Genomic DNA, 19,230 nt, shown 5'->3' with positions numbered 1-19,230 from the left:
AGCAGCCCGTCCGCAGCTTGCTCTTGACCCGCTCGGCCAGGACCGGGTTGGCGTCGAGCTTGCGGGTCTTCAGCCGCCGCCGGGAGCCCGCCGCGGTCGTCCCCGCGAGCGTGGCCCGGTACAGCAGGCGGCCGCCGTGACGGCGGATGTCGCGGGACACGACGCTGGGGCACCGGCCGATCCGCGCAGCGATGGTCTTGCCCTGGACCTGCTCGGCGATCCCCCGGGAGATCTCCTCCCGGTCGGTGGCGGTCAACTGCTGGCGTGCGGGCACCCGGTGGGCTCCTGTCGGTAGGTCGCCGACATCCTGCACCAAGATCAATTGCTACGACCGGTTGTGATCAAGGTCAGCTCCGCAAGCGCGACTCCGCTGTCGGTACGCAGCGGGGCCTTCGAAGACATGGCGGCCGGTCGCTCCGCCGACGTGTCCTGCGCCTGCCATTGGGCGGTGAACGCCGCGGCTAGCGCCCAACACGGGAAGATGTACGGCAAGGCCTACTCCGTCTGCCCGTCGGGCATCTACGTCGCCGCCGACTCCGGCCTGAACGAACCGCGGGACCTGGCGGGCGTGGAGGTCGGCGTCGGATACCACTCCGGCAGCCACTACTCCGCACTGCAGGCTCTGGAGGGCTTCCTGGACCGCGAAGACGTCACCCTCAGCTTCATCGGGCGGCCCTTCGACCGGGTCCGGCAGCTCCTCGACGGCCGCGCCTCGGCGGTCAACGTCTGGGGAGCACCGGCCTACCTGCTCGAGCAGTGGGGGTTCCACAAGCTCGTCGACACCACCTTCGTGATGGGCTTCATGCTCTCCCCCCAGGTCGACACCGACGACGTCGAGCGGTACTTCCGGGCACTGCTGCGCGCCCAGCAGGAGATCGACCTGGAGCTGCACCGCTACGCTGGGCACTGGGCCCGGGAGATGCCCGCCGACCTCCTCGAGTTCGTCGACGTCCGCCGGTTCGGGCCCGGCGAGCGGATCGTCCCCCAGCCCTACACCCGCGAGATGTTCCAGCGCACCCGGGGCTGGATGCAGGAATGGGACCTGCTCGACCTCACCCACTCCGCCAACGCCGGCTACGAGCAGACCGTGCTCGCCTGACCCCCCGGCCGCAACGGCCGCCGAGCGGGAGGATGCGCTGGTGGGTCTGGACCTGTTCAAGCTGCGGGTCTTCGTCGCCGTCGTCGAACACAAGGGTTTCTCGGCGGCGGCCGAGCATCTGGGCTTGAGCCAGGGCACGGTGTCCTTCCACGTCCACAGCCTCGAGCGGCACCTGGAAAAGCCGCTGGTGCGCTACGAACACCGCGCCGTGCGCCTGACCGACGCCGGCGAGCAGGTGTACCGATCGGCCCGGCGAATGCTGCACGACGAGCAACGACTGATGCGCAGCATCCGTCGCGGCCACGGGGAGCACCTCACCCTCGGGGCCAGCATCGCGTTCGAGCAGGACTACTTCTTCACCGCCCTCATTGCCCCGTACCTGAAGGCCAATCCGCAGACCGGGCTGTCTCTGCGGTTCGGGCACAGTCTCGGGCTCGCCGAGGCCGTCGCCGACCACCGCCTCGACCTCGCCTACGTGATCGGGTGGCAGGTTCCGGCCTCCCTGCGCTACGAGCCTCTGCACACGGCGCGTTTCACCCTCCTGGTCGGCAGCGACCACTCCCTCGCACGTCGGGAGACGGTGACTGTCCCCGAGGTCGCAGAGGCCGGCCTGATCACCGCTCCCCTCGACGAGGTCGAATGGGTCCACTACGAAAAGGTCCTGCGCGAAGTCGGGCTCACCGCCGAGGACAGCGCGCTGGAGATCGACGGCATGCAAGCTCGCGTACTTGCCGCCGCCGCAGGGCTGGGAGTACTTGGCGTCTTCCGCCCCGACTACGCTGGCGCCGTCACCCATCCCACCCTGCACTCCCTGCCCTTGGACCGTGACCTTCCTACCGTCGAGGTAGGGCTTGTCACCCGACGCGCCGACGCCTCCGACAGCCACCAAGCCCTCGCCGACTGGATCCGGCGAACAACCTCCGGGGAACATGCCCCCTGAGCCATCACCCCCTCCCATCGCCTGGTGAGAGCTGCCCCAGCGGGCGGGACAGGGCTTGTGTAGGCGCTGTTGGAACCGGGGGTGATGTCGCCGGCACTTCGGGTGGACGCTGAATCCGGGCGAAGCGGGGCCGGTAGCGGTCTCCGGCTACACCGTGCCCACGCCGGGCTGGGACCCCTGCACCGGCCTACGCATCACCCGGGGGTCGCCTGGTGACGGGAAACCCGCCTTCAAGCAGGGTCGGCTGATACGCGTCCACAGCGCACCCGCCCGTCGGTCGGCGCAACCGACCGCGCGGAGGTGCAGGCGCTCGCCGCCGCGGTGCCCAACCGGTACGGGGCACTGGTGCTCGTCCTGGCCTTCGGCGGGCTGCGTTTCGGTGAGGCCACTGCCCTACGCCGGTCCGACATCCTCGACGATGGAGCTCGTCTACGGGTAGAGCGCTCAGTGCGTTACGTCGGCGGCCGCTGGCTGATCGGCGAACCCAAGACCGACGCCGGCCGCCGCATCGTCACACTGCCGGCCGTGGTCGCCGACGCGCTCACCACCCATCTCGCCCGGTTCGTCCCAGACGCGCCCGAGGCGCTCGTCTTCGCCACCGAATCGGACCACTACCTGGCGCGCAGCAACTGGGGTCAGACGTTCCGGCGGGCCGTCGAGGCGGTGGGTCTTCCGCCGGTCCGACCGCACGAGCTCCGCCACACCGGAGCGACGCTGGCGGCGGCGACCGGGGCCACGACCAAGGAGCTGATGCGCCGGATGGGGCACTCTTCCCCCGCTGCCGCCCTCATCTACCAGCACGCCGCGGACGAGCGGGATGGTGAGATCGCACGGGCGCTCGACGCGATGCTCACCGGTTCTGTGGTCCCAATCCACGCTGCCCAGAACGGGAGTGCGCGCGCAGCTGCGGAGAACCGCTAGGTCATGTAGAGGTCACGCGCAGCCCTGATGAGCTCCGATCAGGCCGCTGACCAGGGGGTATTTCTGAGCAGCAGCCAGCCTTCCACGCTGGCCATGTCGGTTCGATCCCGGTCACCCGCTCCACGCCGCCCTTGCCGACGTTCGCCGCGGCCGCGGTCGCCGTCAGCCGCGGTGCGTGGCTCGCAAGGGAAGCCACACCGCCAGGCCCATGAGGGCCATGGCCAGCGGGAAGTGGACGGCGGTCAACCCAGACGTCCCCCCGATGCGCCCACCGATGTAGGCCTCCACCACGAGCAGCACGGTCAGCACCGCGCTGCCGATCAGCAGGTCTTTCCGGTGCCGGAGGAAGACGAAGGCCGCGACGGTGGCCAGGGCGGCCAGCACGATGGTCACCTCGCCGTCCAGCGCGTGCACGTCCACCCAATTCTGCTGGTAGTCCTGCCCCTCGTGCACGAAGAGGCCGGCCCACAGGCCCTGCAGCAGCACACCCAGAGTCGTCAGGCCGATGACTGCGCTGTAGAGGGGGTGCCGGTACCGCGGTCCCTGGTCCGTCGGAGAGGACGTGCTGGTCCGCTGAGTGCTCACGGGTCTCCTCGTCGCTGCTGGGACTACAGATCCTGTAGCAGCAGCGAGGACCTCGCTCGTCCATCAAGCGTCGACCCGGACCCGGACGACCTCAGCCCGGTTCGATCACCGGGCGGACGGTTCAGGGGTATGCCGGGCACGTGCCCTGCGCGTGAAGAGCCAGAGCGCCACCAGCAGCCACAACACGCCGGAGGCGAACCATGGGGACTCCGTCCGCAGCACCGCGTCCCCGGAGTCCGCGACCGGCCCCCAGCCGGTCACCGCGTTCGACAGCGACGACACGACGAGGACGGCGACCACACCCACCACCGCCGGGACCAGCAGGGCCGGGATTAGCGACCACCCGGCCACCAGTGGAACGGCGATGCCGAACGCGGCGACGAGCCCCAGGATCGAGCCGGTCAACGGCAGCACGGCGCCGGTCAGCACCTCCGCGCCGCCGGGCTTCCCCGAGGTCGCGAGCAGGGTCACGAACCAGGGCCACGGGTCTCCACGGACCGGCGCCACCGGCCGGTCCGGATGCGGCGTCGCCGTCAGCCGGCCTCCTCGATCACCGAGAAGACGTTGCCGGCCGGGTCGGAAAACCAGGCGATGAGCGGCCCGCCCGCGCGCATCACACCGGTGGCGTCGGTGGGCGGCTCGTCGTAGTGGAGGAACTCCACGCCCCGCCCGGCGAGATCGGCCACCGCCGCGTCGACGTCGGGCACCGGGAAGTTGAGCACCGTGTACGTGGCCGGGGAGTGCGCCGGCCCCTTCTCGTAGACGAGCACGTCCCGGCCGCCGCCGAGATGCAGTCGAAGGATCCCGCCCATCGACTCGGCGGAGGTGCGCAGGCCCAGGACCCCCTCGTAGAAGGCGCGGGCCCGCTCCAGGTCGTCGACGGAGAAGCCGCTGAAGGTGGCGGACTCGCTCAGCACGGTGGGGGTCGTGGTCTCGGTCATGTCAGGTGGGACCGCCCGTGGCGCCGGAACTCATCGGTCCGGCGGCGTGTCGGGCAGCCCGAACAACAGGAACAGCCGGGTGTCCAGGAACGAGGTGATCCGCACGATGCGCCCGCCGCAGATCTCCAGCGCCTGCAGCGCCCACGGCCGGTAGCCGCCGTCGGGTCCGCTGGCCCGCCACTGGGCGAAGCCCGGGTTGCCGTTGAGCGACACCGGCAGCAGTCGGGAGCCGCGGCACTCGATCCCGGGGCCCAGCATCCACGTACCGATGTCGACGGCGCTCCGCAGCCACATGGCGAAGGGGGGCATGTCCTGGACGGCATCCTCGGCCAGCAACGCGACGAAGGCGTCGATGTCGTACCGCTCGAAGGCGTCCAGGTAGCGGGCCAGCAGGTCGGCGTGCTCCTCGCGCAGGTCCGACGCCGGCCGCACGTCGGCTGCCTGCATCCCGCTCAGCGTGGCCCGGGCCCGCTGCAGCGCGCTGTTCACCGCGGCCGTCGTCGTCCCCAGCAGGGCGGCGACCTCATCGGCCTTCCAGCGCAGCACGTCGCGGAGGATCAGCACGGCACGCTGGCGGGGCGGGAGGTGCTGCAGCGCCGCGACGAAGGCCAGCCGCACCGACTCCCGCTGGACGGCGACGTCGGCCGGGTCGCCGCCGCTGGGCAGCACCTGCCGGTCCAGCGCCGGCTCCACCCACGCACCGTCGGGCAGCACCCGGGACAGCGACGCCTCCACCGGGGCGGAGGGCTCGACCGACAGGTCGACCGGCAATGCCCGGCGCTTGCGCCCGTCGAGGGCGTCCAGGCACACGTTCGTGGCGATCCGGTACAGCCACGAGCGCAGCGCCCCGCTGCCCTCCAGCCGATCCAGCGACCGCCACGCCCGGACCATGGTGTCCTGGACGGCGTCCTCCGCGTCGAACGCCGAGCCGAGCATTCGGTAGCAGTAGCCGGTGAGCTCACGCCGGTGCTCGGCCAGCCGGGGCTCGAGCTCAGCGGTCACGCCCGGACCGGCGGGTTCGGCGATCACATCCGTCATGGACGGTTCCTTCCCGGGGTCGTCGGTCCCGGCTGATCCTGCCCGACTCGGGCGCTACTGGTAAGTGACCAGCTCCGGCGTCGGCAGGACCTGCTCGATCGTCTGCTCCGGGGTGAGCATCGGGATGTCCTCGTCGATGAAGTTCTTCCAGCCCCAGTACAGCGGAGCCGGCGCGTTCTTGTGCAGTACCTGCCAGGTGCCCTGCTTGGCCGGCTGCCCGCCCTGACCGTCGGCGTGCACCATGATCGCCAGCTCGTCGCGGGAAGTGTCCAACCGCTCCCGGTCGATGATCATCCGCACCTGGAACTGGTGCAGGACGAGCAGCTTCTGCGGCAGGGCGCGCTCGCGGGTGAGATCGGCCAGCCAGGTGACGACCTGGTTGACCTCGTCGACCCCGACCTGGCCGATCTGCTGCAGGGGCTGCTGGCCCGGCTGCAGCCGCCACTCCGGGTCCAGGGCCAGGCCGACGTGGGGCAGCTCGAGCAGTGACCGGTACTGCTCGGCCTGGGTGAGGAAGTCCGTCCGCCCGGGTTGCAGGTCGAGCACCACGTACATCCCGGCCGCGCCGGCCGCCTCGACCCAGGGGCGCAGCGTTCCGGGATCGATCTCGTTGGAGTAGTTGCCGTCCCCGCCGGCACTGCCCGAGGCGACGGTGGCGATGATCTCGAACGTGGGGACGACGGTGGCGTCGACCAGATCGCGGTACGGGGCGGCCAGGGCCTGCGCGCGCTGAACGGCTCCCGGCAAGTCCTGCTCACCGAGGATCCCGAGCGCGCCGGTCCCGGGTGTGCCGTAGAGCGCGACCAGCATGTGTTGCGGGAACAGCAGCTGGCCGCCCCCGGGCAACTGGGTGCCGGTGGCCGCGGTGTCCAGCTTCCAGTCCAGTCCCGCCTCGACACCGAAGTCCGAGCCCAGCACGACCACCGCGGCCGGACCCGCGCCGAGCGCGGTCACCACGTCGGGCGAAGCCCGCGGATCGGTGGTCCCGCCGGTCAGGAGGACGTCGGCACCCGCCGCCCGAGCCGTCGCCACACCGGCCAGGGACTCGGAACCACCGCTGGCCAGCACCAGCACGTCGTCCAGGGGCGCCGGGCGCGCGACCTCGGGAAGTTCGCCGTCCGCCGAGCTTGTGGGGGACGACGACGGGCGCGCCGATGCCGTCGCCGATGCCCCGCTCGAGACGTCGGCCGGGCTGGTGGCGGCGGCCGGCGTCAGTGCGGCCGGCTGCCCCGGGTCGAGAGCCGCCACCGCGGCGACCGAGCCGTCGGCGGGCACCGGGTCGGCCGTGGAGAAGGTCAGCCCGGTGGCCGCCTCGACCGCGGGTGCAGTCGTGGCGACAGCCACCACCGTGCGCGTCGGGTCGTTCCCCGGGACCGCGTCGGCTGCCCCGGCACCGACGGCCAACACGCTGGAAACGCCCAGCCGGTCGAGCTCGGGGCTCAGCACATCGTCCGGCTCGCCGCCGGAACCCGGCAGCGACGAGACGCCGAGCAGCAAGGGGACGCCCAGCCCCACCGCGGCGGAGGCGCCCAACAGCTGCGCCGCCGGGTCGGCGCTGTCGGCGACCACGACGACCGGCGAACTGGCGAACAGCGCCCGGCTCGTCGACACGGCCGCCGCCACCGGGTCGGCATCGGCGATCAACGTGCGCGGGGCACCCGGTGTCGCCGTCACCGGCTCGGCCGGCCGGGCCGCGGCGTCCTCGGCCGACGCCGCCGGGGGCTCCGCCGGGCCGGTGCAGCCGGCGAGCACGAGCAGAACGGTGAGACCTGCGGCAAACCGCGAGGCACAACCCATGAACTTCTTCCCCCGAGACGGGCGGGCGACGGGGAGCTGGTCCCGGCGCGGGAGCGTGTGGCGTGGCAGCGGTCCTGGCGACGGTAACCCGGCTCAGCGGCAGGTGTGGTGCTGGACACCGCGCCGCAGGCCTTCGCCCTCCGCAGCCGACGAACCAGGGTTGCTTCGGGCAACGTGTCGGACGACGGTGGTGATCATACGTTCCTCCCGGCTCGCCCTGACCGCCGTCGCTCTCGTACCGCTCCTGCTGGCCGGCTGCTCTTCCGGCCCGGGCGACGATGCGGCCGCCGGGACGGCGTCGGCGGCCGGCAGCACCCCCGGGAACGACCCGAGCGCGACGGCCGGGGAGTCGTCGTCTCTCGTTCGGTGCTGGTCGCCGACGTGACCGGCACCGGCGAGGTCATCGCGCTGGCCGGCGACGGCCGGTAGGTGCTGCTGTACGCGGTCAGCTCCTGCTCGCTGGTGCCGGTGCAGAACGCCCAGGGCCAGCAGTACGCCTTCGACCTCAGCTTCACGGGCTTCGGCAGCGTGGCGTGCACCGACGTGGACGGCGACGGGACCACGACCTGGCCGGACTGCTGGTGGACTGCACGATGATCATCTACACGGCCGTCGAGCTGGACGGGCCGCGAGCGACGAACAGCGTCAGCCGGACCCTCGCCGACGCCGGGCCCGACCTGATCGAGCTGGCACACCAGGTGACGTGCGGCGACCGGACCCTCGCGGACGACGGGGTCAGCTCCCAGCCGTGAACTCCCCGACATCGAAGGCGGCGCGCAGCCGGGCCGGCGCGCGCTGCCGCCACGCCTCGGTGAGCAGCTCGGCGAGCTCCCCCCGTTCGACCGCGGAGAGATCGACCACCACCATCGCGGAATTCCGGTAGTGGTGCGGAACGGAGAAGACGGCCGGCCGCTCGGCCGCCAGCTCGGCGTTCTCGCCCGGCGCGAGCCGGATGGCGACCCACCCCTCCCCCGGCGGCATCGACGCGAATACCTTGTCGCGCACCCGCAGGCAGGCCATGTCCCACGCGGGGCGCTCGGTCGCCTCCGGCAGGGCGAGCGCCACCGCCCGCACGTCGTCAGGGGTGGTGGCCATGGTCAGCCCTCCGGCTCGGCGAGGGCGCGCTTGACGTTGGCCGCCATCCGCTCGAGGGCAGCCACCGTGCGCTCGTAGTCCTCGGCGCTGAAGCCGTGGGTGACCGAGCGGCGCAGCTGCGCGATCTGGCCGGACAGCCGCTCGTCCGCGGCGCGGCCCGCGTCGCTGTGCCCGAGCCGGCCACCCTCCTGCGGGTCACCCAGCCACGGGCCTCGATGTCGGCGACCACCGAGCCGACGTCCACCGGGCCGCCGAAGGGCGCCAGCACGTCGCGCAGACAGGGCTCGTCCATGACCCCGGACGACAGGGCGTGCAGCGCCTGCCAGTGCCGGCGGGTGAGCCCCTCGGCGGCCAGGCTATGGTCGACGACCTCTTCGAGGAGCTGGTCGAGGTGCTTCACCCACCAGCCGATCGGCCGCTGCTCCGTCATGCCGGGATGGTGGCATCGCCCACCGACAGAACGTACCGGTGCGCGTCACGAACTCGTTGGCGGACCGTCGTCCCCACCCGGTAGACACCTCCCGTGCCCGACTGTCCCCACTCGCTGCGCCCCGTCACCGCGGCGGAGTGGCCCCGGTTCTTCCGGGCCATGTCCGCCGTCTTCGGCGAGGAGGCGACCGGTCCCTACCTCGACGAGCCGTCGGCGGTGGCCGATCTGGACCGCACGCTCTGCCTGTTCGACGGCGAGCGGGTGGCCGCGACCGCCGGCATCTACAGCCTGGAGATGAGCGTGCCGGGTGCCGTCGTGCCCACCGCGGGCGTCACCTGGATCACCGTCTCTCCCACCCACCGCCGGCAGGGCGTGCTCACCGCGATCATGCGGCGTCAGCTCACCGAACTGCACGAGCAGGAGCGGGAGCCGGTCGCCGCCCTGTGGGCCGCCGAGTCCTCCATCTACGGCCGGTTCGGCTACGCGTCCGCGACCTGGCGGGGTGGGTGGCACGGCCCCACGGAGCGGCTGCGGCTGCGCCCGGACGTCGACTGCGGCACCGGCACTGTCCGACTCGTCGACCTCGAGGAGTTCCGCGCCGGCGCGACCGGCGTCCACGACCAGGTCCGCCGGTTCGTGCCCGGCAACCTCGCCCGCGACGACCGGTGGTGGGACCGCAGGCTGCGCGACGACCCCGAGCAGCGCAACGGCGCGACTGCCCGCCAACTCCTGCTGCACACCGGGGCCGACGGAACCGTGACCGGCTACGCCAGCTACCGGGTGACATCGGCGTGGACCGACACCAGCGAGCCCGACGGCACGCTCACCGTCGAGGAGGTACGGGCGCTGACGCCGACGGCCTACGCGGCGCTGTGGCGATTCCTGCTCGCGATCGACCTGGTCCGGACGGTCCGGGCGCCGATGGCCTCGGCCGACGACCCGCTGCGGCACCTGCTCGCCGACCAGCGGGCCCTGCACGCGGCGCCGGTCGACGCGCTGTGGGTCCGGCTGGTCGACGTCGGCCGGGCACTGTCTGCCCGGCGGTACCCGGCGCGGATCGACCTGGTGATCGAGGTGCGCGATCGGTTCTGTGACTGGAACGACGGGCGCTGGCACGTCTGGGGCCATCCGGCCGGCGCCTACTGTGACCGCACCGACCGCGACCCGGACCTGGTGCTGGACGTCGAGGCGCTGTCCGCCGCCTACCTCGGCGGAGTCTCCCTGGCCACCCTGCAGGCCGCCGGCCGAGTCACCGAGGTCAGCCCCGGTGCGGTGACCGCGGCCTCCACGGCCTTCGCCTGGCCGGTGACCCCGTGGTGCCCGGACGAGTTCTGACCCCGCTCGCCGGTCGGCGCCGCGGCGTACCGCCAGCTCGTCCGGCGCGGCCGACCGGAGAGCTCGCCGCGGCCGGTGGCCCAGCGCAGCGAGGCCCACGGGTCCTCCCGCCGGCACGTCGGGGAACAGCCGGGTGAGGACGGCGACCGCCAGGTCGGCCGGCGGGTCGAAGGCAAGCCCGAGCCCGGCGGCCCACGTCGTCGCCGTGCAGCAGCAGCTCCGCGCATCCCAGGGCGGAAACCGGCGGCGTCCGGGCGGCCGTCGCAGTGCCAGCCCCGCTCGGCGGGCGGGGACGCGTCGACCACGCGGGCCAGCACCTCGCCCCACGCCGTCAGGCCGGCGGACAGGGTGGCGAGGTCGGCGCCGGACCGGCGGAGGACCTCGCCGTCGCTGACGTCGTGCGGCCCGGCGACCAAGTCGTGGGCGTAGCAGGCCAGGCGGCTGCCCACGTGCGCGACCACGGCGCCCGTGTCGGCGCCCATGGCGGGCACCGGTGCGGACGCGGGCACCTGGGCCAGCAGGTTCCGGACCGCGGCGGGCGGCCGGCGGACGTGGTCCCCGTCCGGGCCGGCCCTCAAGGGGTGGTGGTCGGCAGGCCGCCGGCCGGGCGGTGCCGCTCCTGCTCGTACTCGGCCATCAGCCCGATCCGGCGGACGTGCCGCTCCTCGCCGCTGAACGGCGTGGCGAGGAACGTGAGCACGAGCCGGGTGGCCTCCTCGACCGTGTGCTGGCGGCCGCCGACGGACGCCACGTTGGCGTCGTTGTGCTGCCGAGCCAGTTCGGCGGTCTCGGTGTTCCAGACCAGCGCGGCCCGGACGCCGGGCACCTTGTTGGCGGCCATCTGTTCGCCGTTGCCGGAGCCGCCGATGACCACGCCGAGCGTGCCGGGCTCGGTCACCACCCGTTCGCCGACCGCGAAGCAGAACGGCGGGTAGTCGTCCTGGGCGTCGTACTCGAAAGCCCCGCAGTCGACCGGCTCGTGGCCGGCGTCGGCGAGCACCTGCAGCAGGTGGGACTTCAGTTCCAGGCCGGCGTGGTCGGTGCCGAGGAAGACGCGCATGGGCCGATCCTCTCAGCCCGGGTGGCAGGCTGGTCTGATGGCGGTGCTGGGCGTGGACGGCTGGCGCGGGGCCTGGGTCGGCGCCGTCCTGACCGGCCCGTCGGTGCGGCTGCTCGTGCTACCCGACGTGGCCGCGGCGCTCGCTGTTCCTGGCATCGAGGTGGTCGGCATCGACATGCCGATCGGCCTGTCCGAGGACGGCGCCCGGATGTGTGACGTCCGTGCGCGGCGCCGGCTGGGCCGGGCGGGCAGCTCGGTCTTCCCGGCGCCGCTGCGCTCGGTGCTGGCCCTGGAGGACTACCGCGGGGCCTGCGCTGTCTCCCGCGAGGCGTCGGGAAAGGCGCTGTCGAAGCAGGCCTGGAATCTGGTGCCCTCGATCCGCGCCCTGGACGACGCTCTGGACTCCCCCGGCGCCGAACGGCTCGTCGAGGTGCACCCGGAGCTGGCCTTCCGCGCCCTCGATCCCCGGGTGGACGCTCCTAAGGCCACCGCCCGCGGCCTGGCCCAGCGGCTGCGGGCCCTGCAGCGCGAGATGGACGTGCTCGATGCGCTGGCCGACGCCCCCGCCGGGGTTCCCGTGGTCGACGCGCTGGACGCCTGCGCGGCCGCCTGGTCGGCGCAGCGGCTGGCCGCAGGCACCGCGGAGTGCGTCGGGGACGGGACGACGGACTCCCGCGGCCGGCCGATGCGGATCTGCTGGTGATCACACTTCCGGTAAAGAGCCGGACGCCTCCGGCGGCGCACCGGTGATCACCGTGGCGGCCGGCTGGACCGAGGTGGGCGACCGGGTGTTCGTCCGCCGGCACGCCGCGCTGGACCTCAACTGCGGGCTCGTGGCCGGGGACGGCCGGTGCCTCGTCGTCGACACCCGCTCGCACTTGGCCGAGGGCCGCGCCCTGGCCGAGGCCGTGCGGACGGTCACGCCCTATCCGTGGGCCGTGGTGAACACCCATGCGCACCTCGACCACTGCTTCGGCAACGCCGCCTTCCGCCCCGCCGACGTGTGGGGCTCCCGGCGCTGCGCGGACGAGCTGGCGGCCACCGGGGACCTGCAGCGCGCCGCCGTGGTGGCCGGGCTGCTGGCGGCCGACGAGGTGGAGGCCGGCCTGATGGCGGCCGCGCCGATCGACCCGCCCGACCGCCTGGTCGACGACGTCGCGGAGCTGGACATCGGCGGGCGCGCCGTGACGCTGCGCCACCTGGGCCGCGGGCACACCGATGGCGACCTGGTCGTCGCGGTGGATGACATCCTCTTCGCCGGCGACCTGGTCGAGGAGGGCGCTCCCCCGGCGATGGGGGACGCGTTCCCGCTGGAGTGGCCGGACACCCTCGACGCCCTGCTGGCGATGGCGCGGGGGCCGGTGGTACCCGGCCACGGGGCTGTGGTCACCGCGGGGTACGTCGCCGTTCAGCAGAGCGAGCTGGCCCAGCTGGCGCGCTGGCTCACCGATCCGGGCGCCGCACCGGTGTTCGACGCGCGGACCCGGGCGGACGCGCCGGTCGAGGGTCTAGGACAGCCTGCGCACCAGCGGCAGGGGCAGCACCCGGAGCAGGCCGGCGACCGGGCGCCACGGCCACTCGGGCACGTAGGCCCGCACCGGCTCCCGCTCGACGGCGGCGGTCAGCGCGCGCACACCGGTCGCCAGGTCGACAGTCAGCCAGAGGCGACGGCGTCCGGGTCGTCGACGTCCAGCTCGCGGAGGACCACCCGGATGCCCGGGTGCTGGGCCAGGAGTTCCTCGCGCAACACCTCCAGGCGGTCGAGCCGCCGGGCGATGAGCGCCAGGTCCCGGCCGCGCGCGGCGAACTCCCGCGCCATGCCGCGGCCGAGGCCGGTGCTGGCGCCGGTGATGAAGATCCGCTGACGGACGGGGTGCGGCACTCGCGTGAGCATGCTGCACCAGACACCTGAGGGCGGAAATGGCCATTTCTGCCCTCAGGTGAGACGTCAGCGGGTGCCGGTGAGCTCCAGCGCGTCGGCGGGCACCGAGGACATGTCCGGGCCGGCGGTGCGGGTGCGCTTGAGCTCCCAGAAGTCGGGCAGGTTGGCCAGCAGGACGGCGCCGTCGAAGGCCTTGCCGGCGTCCTCACCGGTGGGGACCTTGCTGATCACCGGGCCGAAGAAGGCGACGCCGTCGATGTGCATGATCGGGGTGCCGACGTCGTCGCCGACCGGGTCGATGCCCTCGTGGTGACTCTTCTCCAGCGCCTCGTCGTACTCGGTCGACCCGGCGGCCTGCGCCAGCTCCGCCGGCAGGCCGACCCGCTCGAGAGCGGGTGCGACGACGTCCTCGACGTCCAGCTTGTCGAGGTGCACGAGGGTGCCCATCGCGGTGTAGAGGTCGCCGAGGACACCCTCGCCGTGCTGCTGGGCCGCCGCGATGGCAACCCGGACCGGGCCGATGGCCTTGGCCATCGTCTTCTGGTAGTCCGGCGACAGGTCGCGGCCCCGGTTGAGCACGGCCAGCGACATGACGTGCCAGTGCAGGTCGATGTCGCGCACCTTCGCCGCCTCGAGCACCCAGCGGCTGGTCAGCCAGGCCCAGGGGCACAGCGGGTCGAACCAGAAGTCGACGCGGGCCTTCGTGGGCGCGCTCTTCACTGCATCGGTCATGGGTGGGTGCTCCTCGTCGGTGGGACGTTCTCGTGTCGTGGGTCCGCCGCGCCGCCCTTCCGGGCGTCGGCAGCAGGCTCTGCCGGCCACCAAGGCCGGGACCGCCCGGGGCATTCCCCCGGCGGCTGCGCGGTACACCGGGCAGGGCCGTCGGAGGGTCATGGAAAGCTCGCGCCGTGGCCGTTCCCAACCTGACCCGTGACGATGCCGCAGCCCGCGCCGCGCTGCTGTCGGTCTCCAGCTACGACCTGTTCCTGGACGTGACCGACGGTCAGGGGCACCCCGGCGAGGAGACCTTCCGCTCCGTCACCACCATCCGCTTCGATGCGCGCACCCCCGGCGCCGACACCTTCGTCGACCTGGTGGCCGACCGCGTCCGCTCCGCCACGCTCAACGGCGTCGAGCTCGACGTGAGTGAGTACACCGAGGAGCACGGGCTGGCGCTGCCGGGCCTGGCCGCCACCAACGAGCTCGTCGTCGACGCCGACTGCCGGTACTCCCGCTCCGGCGAGGGCCTGCACCGCTTCGTCGACCCGGAGGACGAGCAGGTCTACCTGTACTCGCACTTCGAGCCGGCCGAGGCCAAGCGGATGTTCGCCTGCTTCGACCAGCCCGACCTCAAGGGCACCTTCACCCTGCACGTCACGGCGCCGTTCGACTGGCAGGTCATCAGCAACACCGGTGACCGCACGCTGGAGGCCGGGGAGGCCGGCTCGCAGCTGGCGCACTTCGCCCCCACCAAGCGCATCTCCACCTACCTGGTGGCCCTCGTCGCCGGCCCATACGCCAAGGTCACCGACCTGCACGACGGCATCCCGCTGGGCCTGTACTGCCGGGCGTCGCTGGCCAAGCACCTCGACCCCGACGAACTGTTCTCGGTCACCAAGGCCGGCTTCGACTTCTACCACCGGGTGTTCGACTACCCCTACCCGTTCGACAAGTACGACCAGCTCTTCGTGCCCGAGTTCAACGCCGGGGCGATGGAGAACGCCGGCGCGGTGACGATCCTGGAGGACTACGTCTTCCGGTCCAAGACCAGCCGGGCGCGCTACGAGCGGCGCGCGGAGACGGTGCTGCACGAGCTGGCGCACATGTGGTTCGGCGACCTGGTGACCATGCGCTGGTGGGATGACCTCTGGCTCAACGAGTCCTTCGCCACCTACATCTCCACGCTGTGCCAGTCCGAGGCCACCGAGTACACGACGGCCTGGACGACGTTCGCCAACACCGAGAAGAGCTGGGCCTACGCGCAGGACCAGCTCCCCTCGACCCACCCGATCGCCGCCGACATGGTCGACGTCGCCGCCGTCGAGGTGAACTTCGACGGGATTACCTACGCCAAGGGCGCCTCGGTGCTGAAGCAGCTGGTGGCCTACGTGGGCCGGGACGAGTTCCTGGCCGGCGTGCGGCGGTACTTCCGCAAGCACGAGTACGGCAACACCACCCTCGCCGACCTGCTCAGCGAGCTGTCGGAGGCCTCTGGCCGCGACCTGTCGGAGTGGTCGGCGCAGTGGCTGCAGACCAGCCAGGTCAACACGCTGCGCCCGGTCTACGAGCTTGACGAGTCCGGCCGCTACTCCGACTTCGCCATCCTGCAGACCGCGGTCCGCGAGCACCCCGTGCTGCGCTGCCACCGGCTGGCGGTGGGGCTGTACAACGCCGGTCCCGACGGGCTCACCCGCACCCACCGGGTCGAGCTGGACGTCGACGGCCCGCAGACCGAGGTCAAGGAGCTCATCGGCCACCCGGCGGCCGACCTGGTGCTGGTCAACGACGACGACCTGACCTACGCCAAGCTGCGGCTGGACGACCGGTCGCTGGCCACGCTGCGCAGCAGCATCGGCGACCTGCCCGACTCCCTCCCCCGCGCGCTGTGCTGGTCGGCGGCCTGGGACATGACCCGCGACGGCGAGCTGGCCGCCCGCGAGTGGGTGCAACTGGTGCTGGCCGGGGTCGACGCAGAGACCGAGATCAGCGTCGTCCAGTCACTGCTGGCCCGGGTCCAGACCGCGCTGGCCTCCTACGCCGACCCGGCGTGGGCACCCACCGGCTGGACGCATCTGGCCGACAAGGCACTCGCCGCGCTGCACACCGCCGAGCCGGACAGCGACGCCCAGCTGCAGTGGTCCCGCACGCTGGCCGCCGCCGCCCGGACCGACGAGCACGTCGCCGCGCTGCGCGGGCTGCTCGACGGGTCGCTGCAGGTCGAGGGCCTCACCGTCGACGCCGACGCCCGCTGGTCCTTCCTCAACGGACTGGTCGCCCTCGGTGCCGCCGGCGACGCCGAGATCGACGCCGAGGCCGAGCGGGACGCCACCGCGACCGGCGCCCGGCGTGCGGCCACGGCGCGGGCACTGCGGCCGACGGCCGAGTCCAAGGCCGACACCTGGCAGCGGGCCTTCACCGACGAGTCGATCCCGAACGCCGTGCACGAGGCAATGGTCGCCGGCTTCTGGCACCCGGCGCAGACCGAGCTCACGGCTCCCTACGTGGACCGCTACTTCGCCGAGATCGGTGACATGTGGCAGCGACGGCCCGGCGAGATCGCCAAGAACGCCGTCGAGTACCTGTTCCCGAAGATCGTCGAGGCACGCACGGTCGAGGCGGCCGACGCCTGGCTCGCCGACGGAAGCGCGCCAGCGCCGCTGCGCCGGCTGGTGTCCGAGGGCCGCGATGGCGTGGCACGGGCGCTGCGGGCCCGGGAGAAGGACGCCGCCGCCGGCTGACCGGTCGACAGCCGACGAGGGCCCCGCGACGCTGCTGCGCCACGGGGCCTTCGTGGGATCGGCGCCAGCGGGCGGCGAACGGTGAGCGCCACCAACCAGTTCGGGGCGATCGGCCGGTGCATCAGCGCCCGCCGTCCGGCGCCACCGCGAGCGTTGGCGCGGCAGCGGCCACTCCACCTCCACTTCTGGCCGAGTCAGGGACGATGCGTCCCCGCCGGCGGCCAGGCACGCACGGGCCCCGCACCCGAGTGGGGTGCGGGGCCCTCGTGTCTGCGCCCGGCGGACCCGGGCGGGAACATCAGTGCCGGTGGGCGGAGGGGTGCCCGGCGGCGTCGGAGAGCTGCCGGAGCCCGTTGACGATCGCGCCGACGAGGTCACCGGAGCCGAACCGCCCGGTCATCGACAGCACCGCGAGGGCGCACGCCCGGTCGGGCAGCCGGCGGGCGGCGGCGGAGCCGGTGACGATTTCCAGCACGCGTTGCCCGGGCGACACCGCGACCAGCACGCTGTGCGACGGGTCGTTGCCGGAGCCGGCGTGCAGGGACTCCGCGGTGCCGCGGGTGTCCGAGCCGAGGTCACCCACGTAGAGGGTGATCCACAGTCCGGTCTCCCGGGAGGACATGGTCAGCGCCTCGTCCAGCCGGGCCAGGTCGAGGTAGCTGAACGGCTGGGGGGCCGGCTCCTCGACGATCGGCTCCCGCGTGTCGTGCTGGCCATCCACGTAGCTGTCGAGCTCCTGTGCCATCAGCGGGTGCCTCCGGAGGGCATCGGAACGGAGAGGGAAACGATCATCGGCCGGTCACCAGGTCCCGCGGGCGCCGCCGGCGGCGGTGCGCCGTGGCCCGAGGTCATCGGCGGAGCCGGGCTCGTGCGGGTGTTCGCCAATGGCCAGCGCGGCGGCCGTCGCGCCCAGGCCGGGTCGCCCGTGGTCGACCTCGACGTCACCGTGCCCACCGGCGGCCGGGTGCGGCTCGTACCAGACCGCCTCGTGCTCCCAGGGCTGCCCGGGACGGTAGTTGGTCTTGTCCCGGCCGCGGCCGGGGAGGAGCGTCAACACCGCGAAGACGAGGAAGACCGCCAGCGGGATGACGCCGTAGATGAGCACGGTCTCGATCACGGGCATGGCGGCAATCTACCGGGAGCCCCGACCACCGGCCCGGCAAGCCCCGGCGACGTCCGCCGAGCGTGCCGGCGGCGTCCTCACCACATCGCCGGGTGCCGGTGCGCCCACGGCCGGGCCTGCTCCAGCTGGGCCGCCAGCGCGATCAGGGTCGCCTCGTCGGCCGGGCGGCCCACCAGCATGGTGCCGATCGGCAGCCCGCCGGCCGTCCACCACAGGGGCACGCTCACCGCCGGCTGTCCGGTGACGTTGTAGACGGCGGGGAAGGCGGCATAGCGCTTCTGTCGCTCGAAGTCCGCCGCGCCGTCACCGTCGGCGCCGAACCACCCGAGCGGACGCGGCGGCAGCGTGCAGACCGGTGCCAGCAGGACGTCGTAGCGGCTGGTGGCCTGGATGAACCGGCGGGCAAAGAGCCGCAGCGTGAACATCGCCTCCATGGCGTCCTTCGCGCTCAGTGCCAGGCCGCGGTCGCGCAGGAACCGGGTCAGCGGCCGCAGCCGGCCGGCGGCGGCGTCGGGGACCGGTAGCGTCGTCCCCGACAGCGCCCACACCACCTCGAACGCGGGGAACACGCCGTCGGTAAGCGGCGGGCCGGGCAGGTCCTCCACCTCGTGTCCCAGGGAGGCCAGCAGCGTCGAGGCGTCCTCGAACGCGGCCCGCACCTCCGGGTCCAGGTCCGCACCGGGCATGCCGGAGTCCAGGTAGCGCCCCACGCGCAGCCGGCCGACGGGCCGGTCGGCCGCGCCGAGGAACGTCTCTCCACGCGGCAGCGGCGGCGCCCAGAAGGGGTCGCCGATCACCGGCCCGGCCATCGCGTCCAGCATCGCCGCGGCGTCCCGGACGGTGCGGGCCAGAGGCCCCTGTACCCCGAGCGCGGTGACCTCGGAGTTGTACGGCCCGTTGCTGACGCGGCCACGGCTGGGCTTGATCCCGAACAGCCCGTTGATGCCGGCCGGGATGCGGATCGACCCGCCGCCGTCAGACCCCTGCGCGAACGGCAGCATCCCGGCGGCCACCGCGGCGGCCGCGCCGCCGCTGGAACCACCGGCCAGCCGGGTGGTGTCCCAGGGGCAGCGGGTGGGTCCGGCCACGTCGTTGTCGGTGTAGCAGGGGAAGCCGAACTCGGGGGTGTTGGTCTTGCCCAGGCTGATGGTCCCGGCGGCGGCCAGGGCGGTGACGACGGCGTCGTCCACGTCGGGCACGAAGTCGGCGAGCACCGCGGACCCGAACGTCGTCCGCACCCCGGCGGTGTTGTTCAGGTCCTTGATCGCGGTCGGCACCCCGTGCAGCGGGGGCAGCCGGCCGCCGGCAAGCACGGCCCGGTCGGCGTCGGCAGCGGCGGCCAGCGCCCGCTCGGGGGTGACGGTGATGAACGCGCCGATGCCGGCGTCCAGCGCCTCGATCCGGGCCAGGGAGTGCTCGACCAGCTCGGTCGGGCTGACCTTCCTCGCCTGGACGGCGGCGGCCTGCTCGAGCGCGGTGAGGTCGTGCAACTGGGTGGCCGGGCAGGCGGGTGGTGTGGTCACGGA

Annotated in this window: 23 protein-coding genes and 1 pseudogene; 10 read left to right on the top strand and 14 right to left on the bottom strand. The window is 73.0% G+C overall.

Annotated elements, in window-relative coordinates; all coding sequences use genetic code 11:
- The coding region (locus tag BLW04_RS10830) for a helix-turn-helix domain-containing protein (RefSeq protein ID WP_175484000.1) at nucleotides 1-274 on the bottom strand (274 nt) is incomplete at its 3' end.
- Between the two features lie 174 nt (nucleotides 275-448).
- Here BLW04_RS10830 and BLW04_RS10825 point away from each other — a divergent pair.
- The 3 genes from BLW04_RS10825 to BLW04_RS10815 all read left to right on the top strand — a co-directional run bounded on the left by BLW04_RS10825 (nucleotide 449) and on the right by BLW04_RS10815 (nucleotide 2,960).
- Nucleotides 449-1,099: an ABC transporter substrate-binding protein gene (locus tag BLW04_RS10825; RefSeq protein ID WP_139306811.1), complete on the top strand. Its 651-nt coding sequence runs from the start codon at nucleotides 449-451 to the stop codon at nucleotides 1,097-1,099.
- Between the two features lie 40 nt (nucleotides 1,100-1,139).
- Nucleotides 1,140-2,039 carry a LysR family transcriptional regulator gene (locus tag BLW04_RS10820; protein WP_091540088.1) on the top strand — a complete coding sequence of 300 codons (900 nt, stop codon included), beginning with the start codon at nucleotides 1,140-1,142 and terminating at the stop codon, nucleotides 2,037-2,039.
- A gap of 300 nt (nucleotides 2,040-2,339) precedes the next feature.
- Complete coding sequence (locus BLW04_RS10815) at nucleotides 2,340-2,960, top strand: site-specific integrase (protein ID WP_091540084.1); 621 nt, start codon at nucleotides 2,340-2,342, stop codon at nucleotides 2,958-2,960.
- Between the two features lie 162 nt (nucleotides 2,961-3,122).
- Here BLW04_RS10815 and BLW04_RS10810 read toward each other — a convergent pair whose 3' ends face one another.
- From BLW04_RS10810 to BLW04_RS10790, 5 genes are all read right to left on the bottom strand, one after another.
- Nucleotides 3,123-3,545 carry a hypothetical protein gene (locus BLW04_RS10810; RefSeq protein ID WP_091540081.1) on the bottom strand — a complete coding sequence of 141 codons (423 nt, stop codon included), beginning with the start codon at nucleotides 3,543-3,545 and terminating at the stop codon, nucleotides 3,123-3,125.
- 105 nt (nucleotides 3,546-3,650) lie between these two features.
- Nucleotides 3,651-4,016, bottom strand: coding sequence for a hypothetical protein (locus BLW04_RS10805; RefSeq protein ID WP_139306810.1), 366 nt, complete (start codon nucleotides 4,014-4,016; stop codon nucleotides 3,651-3,653).
- Nucleotides 4,017-4,078: 62 nt separating this feature from the next.
- The gene (locus tag BLW04_RS10800) at nucleotides 4,079-4,486 is read right to left on the bottom strand and encodes a VOC family protein (RefSeq protein ID WP_091540076.1); all 408 of its coding nucleotides are present in this window, start codon (nucleotides 4,484-4,486) and stop codon (nucleotides 4,079-4,081) included.
- Between the two features lie 30 nt (nucleotides 4,487-4,516).
- On the bottom strand, nucleotides 4,517-5,524 hold the full coding sequence (locus BLW04_RS10795; protein WP_091540071.1) for a sigma-70 family RNA polymerase sigma factor: 1,008 nt from the start codon (nucleotides 5,522-5,524) through the stop codon (nucleotides 4,517-4,519).
- Between the two features lie 54 nt (nucleotides 5,525-5,578).
- Nucleotides 5,579-7,276, bottom strand: a complete 1,698-nt coding sequence (locus BLW04_RS10790) for a hypothetical protein (RefSeq protein ID WP_254781311.1) — start codon at nucleotides 7,274-7,276, stop codon at nucleotides 5,579-5,581.
- A 153-nt stretch (nucleotides 7,277-7,429) separates the two neighbouring features.
- Between BLW04_RS10790 and BLW04_RS10785 the strand changes: the two genes are divergently transcribed.
- The 3 genes from BLW04_RS10785 to BLW04_RS26650 are packed head-to-tail and all read left to right on the top strand — an operon-like array spanning nucleotide 7,430 to nucleotide 8,073.
- Nucleotides 7,430-7,750, top strand: coding sequence for a hypothetical protein (locus tag BLW04_RS10785; protein WP_139306809.1), 321 nt, complete (start codon nucleotides 7,430-7,432; stop codon nucleotides 7,748-7,750).
- Nucleotides 7,751-7,918: a hypothetical protein gene (locus BLW04_RS26655; RefSeq protein ID WP_175483999.1), complete on the top strand. Its 168-nt coding sequence runs from the start codon at nucleotides 7,751-7,753 to the stop codon at nucleotides 7,916-7,918.
- A complete protein-coding gene (locus tag BLW04_RS26650; protein ID WP_175483998.1) occupies nucleotides 7,915-8,073 on the top strand; it encodes a hypothetical protein in 159 nt (52 codons plus the stop codon). The genes BLW04_RS26655 and BLW04_RS26650 overlap by 4 nt, the downstream gene beginning before the upstream one ends.
- Here BLW04_RS26650 and BLW04_RS10780 read toward each other — a convergent pair.
- Both BLW04_RS10780 and BLW04_RS10775 read right to left on the bottom strand, forming a co-directional pair.
- A complete protein-coding gene (locus BLW04_RS10780) occupies nucleotides 8,057-8,416 on the bottom strand; it encodes an MmcQ/YjbR family DNA-binding protein (protein WP_091540053.1) in 360 nt (119 codons plus the stop codon). The genes BLW04_RS26650 and BLW04_RS10780 overlap by 17 nt on opposite strands.
- Nucleotides 8,400-8,846 carry a hypothetical protein gene (locus BLW04_RS10775; RefSeq protein ID WP_091540049.1) on the bottom strand — a complete coding sequence of 149 codons (447 nt, stop codon included), beginning with the start codon at nucleotides 8,844-8,846 and terminating at the stop codon, nucleotides 8,400-8,402. Before BLW04_RS10775 ends, BLW04_RS10780 begins: the two co-directional genes overlap by 17 nt.
- Nucleotides 8,847-8,939: 93 nt before the next feature.
- On the opposite strand from BLW04_RS10775, the gene BLW04_RS10770 reads away from it, so the two are divergent.
- A complete protein-coding gene (locus tag BLW04_RS10770) occupies nucleotides 8,940-10,181 on the top strand; it encodes a GNAT family N-acetyltransferase (RefSeq protein ID WP_091540045.1) in 1,242 nt (413 codons plus the stop codon).
- 574 nt (nucleotides 10,182-10,755) lie between these two features.
- Here the strand turns inward: BLW04_RS10770 and BLW04_RS10765 are convergent.
- Nucleotides 10,756-11,241, bottom strand: coding sequence for a ribose-5-phosphate isomerase (locus BLW04_RS10765; RefSeq protein ID WP_091540041.1), 486 nt, complete (start codon nucleotides 11,239-11,241; stop codon nucleotides 10,756-10,758).
- Between the two features lie 37 nt (nucleotides 11,242-11,278).
- Here BLW04_RS10765 and BLW04_RS10760 point away from each other — a divergent pair, with 37 nt between their 5' ends.
- Together BLW04_RS10760 and BLW04_RS10755 are read left to right on the top strand one after the other, a co-directional pair.
- Entirely contained in the window at nucleotides 11,279-11,944 is a 666-nt protein-coding gene (locus BLW04_RS10760; protein WP_091540038.1) for a DUF429 domain-containing protein, read from the top strand.
- 43 nt (nucleotides 11,945-11,987) lie between these two features.
- Nucleotides 11,988-12,596 (top strand): annotated as a pseudogene (locus BLW04_RS10755) (MBL fold metallo-hydrolase); the annotation flags it as partial.
- A gap of 299 nt (nucleotides 12,597-12,895) precedes the next feature.
- On the opposite strand, the gene BLW04_RS28340 reads toward BLW04_RS10755, so the two are convergent.
- Together BLW04_RS28340 and BLW04_RS10745 are read right to left on the bottom strand one after the other, a co-directional pair.
- Nucleotides 12,896-13,060 carry a hypothetical protein gene (locus tag BLW04_RS28340; protein ID WP_254781318.1) on the bottom strand — a complete coding sequence of 55 codons (165 nt, stop codon included), beginning with the start codon at nucleotides 13,058-13,060 and terminating at the stop codon, nucleotides 12,896-12,898.
- 129 nt (nucleotides 13,061-13,189) lie between these two features.
- A complete protein-coding gene (locus BLW04_RS10745) occupies nucleotides 13,190-13,855 on the bottom strand; it encodes a mycothiol-dependent nitroreductase Rv2466c family protein (protein WP_091540035.1) in 666 nt (221 codons plus the stop codon).
- 176 nt (nucleotides 13,856-14,031) lie between these two features.
- On the opposite strand from BLW04_RS10745, the gene pepN reads away from it, so the two are divergent.
- Entirely contained in the window at nucleotides 14,032-16,581 is a 2,550-nt protein-coding gene (gene pepN / locus BLW04_RS10740) for an aminopeptidase N (RefSeq protein ID WP_091540032.1), read from the top strand.
- Nucleotides 16,582-16,879: 298 nt separating this feature from the next.
- Here the strand turns inward: pepN and BLW04_RS10735 are convergent, their stop codons facing one another.
- The 3 genes from BLW04_RS10735 to BLW04_RS10725 form a co-directional block, all read right to left on the bottom strand.
- Complete coding sequence (locus tag BLW04_RS10735; protein WP_091540027.1) at nucleotides 16,880-17,326, bottom strand: DUF5130 family protein; 447 nt, start codon at nucleotides 17,324-17,326, stop codon at nucleotides 16,880-16,882.
- Nucleotides 17,327-17,380: 54 nt separating this feature from the next.
- Nucleotides 17,381-17,704, bottom strand: a complete 324-nt coding sequence (locus tag BLW04_RS10730) for an aa3-type cytochrome oxidase subunit CtaJ (protein ID WP_091540024.1) — start codon at nucleotides 17,702-17,704, stop codon at nucleotides 17,381-17,383.
- Nucleotides 17,705-17,781: 77 nt separating this feature from the next.
- Nucleotides 17,782-19,227 carry an amidase gene (locus BLW04_RS10725; RefSeq protein ID WP_091540020.1) on the bottom strand — a complete coding sequence of 482 codons (1,446 nt, stop codon included), beginning with the start codon at nucleotides 19,225-19,227 and terminating at the stop codon, nucleotides 17,782-17,784.
- Nucleotides 19,228-19,230: the final 3 nt, after the last annotated feature.

It is taken from the genome of Modestobacter sp. DSM 44400, from assembly GCF_900107175.1.
Classification (GTDB): domain Bacteria; phylum Actinomycetota; class Actinomycetes; order Mycobacteriales; family Geodermatophilaceae; genus Modestobacter.
This window is presented reverse-complemented; position numbering and strand designations above follow the sequence as displayed.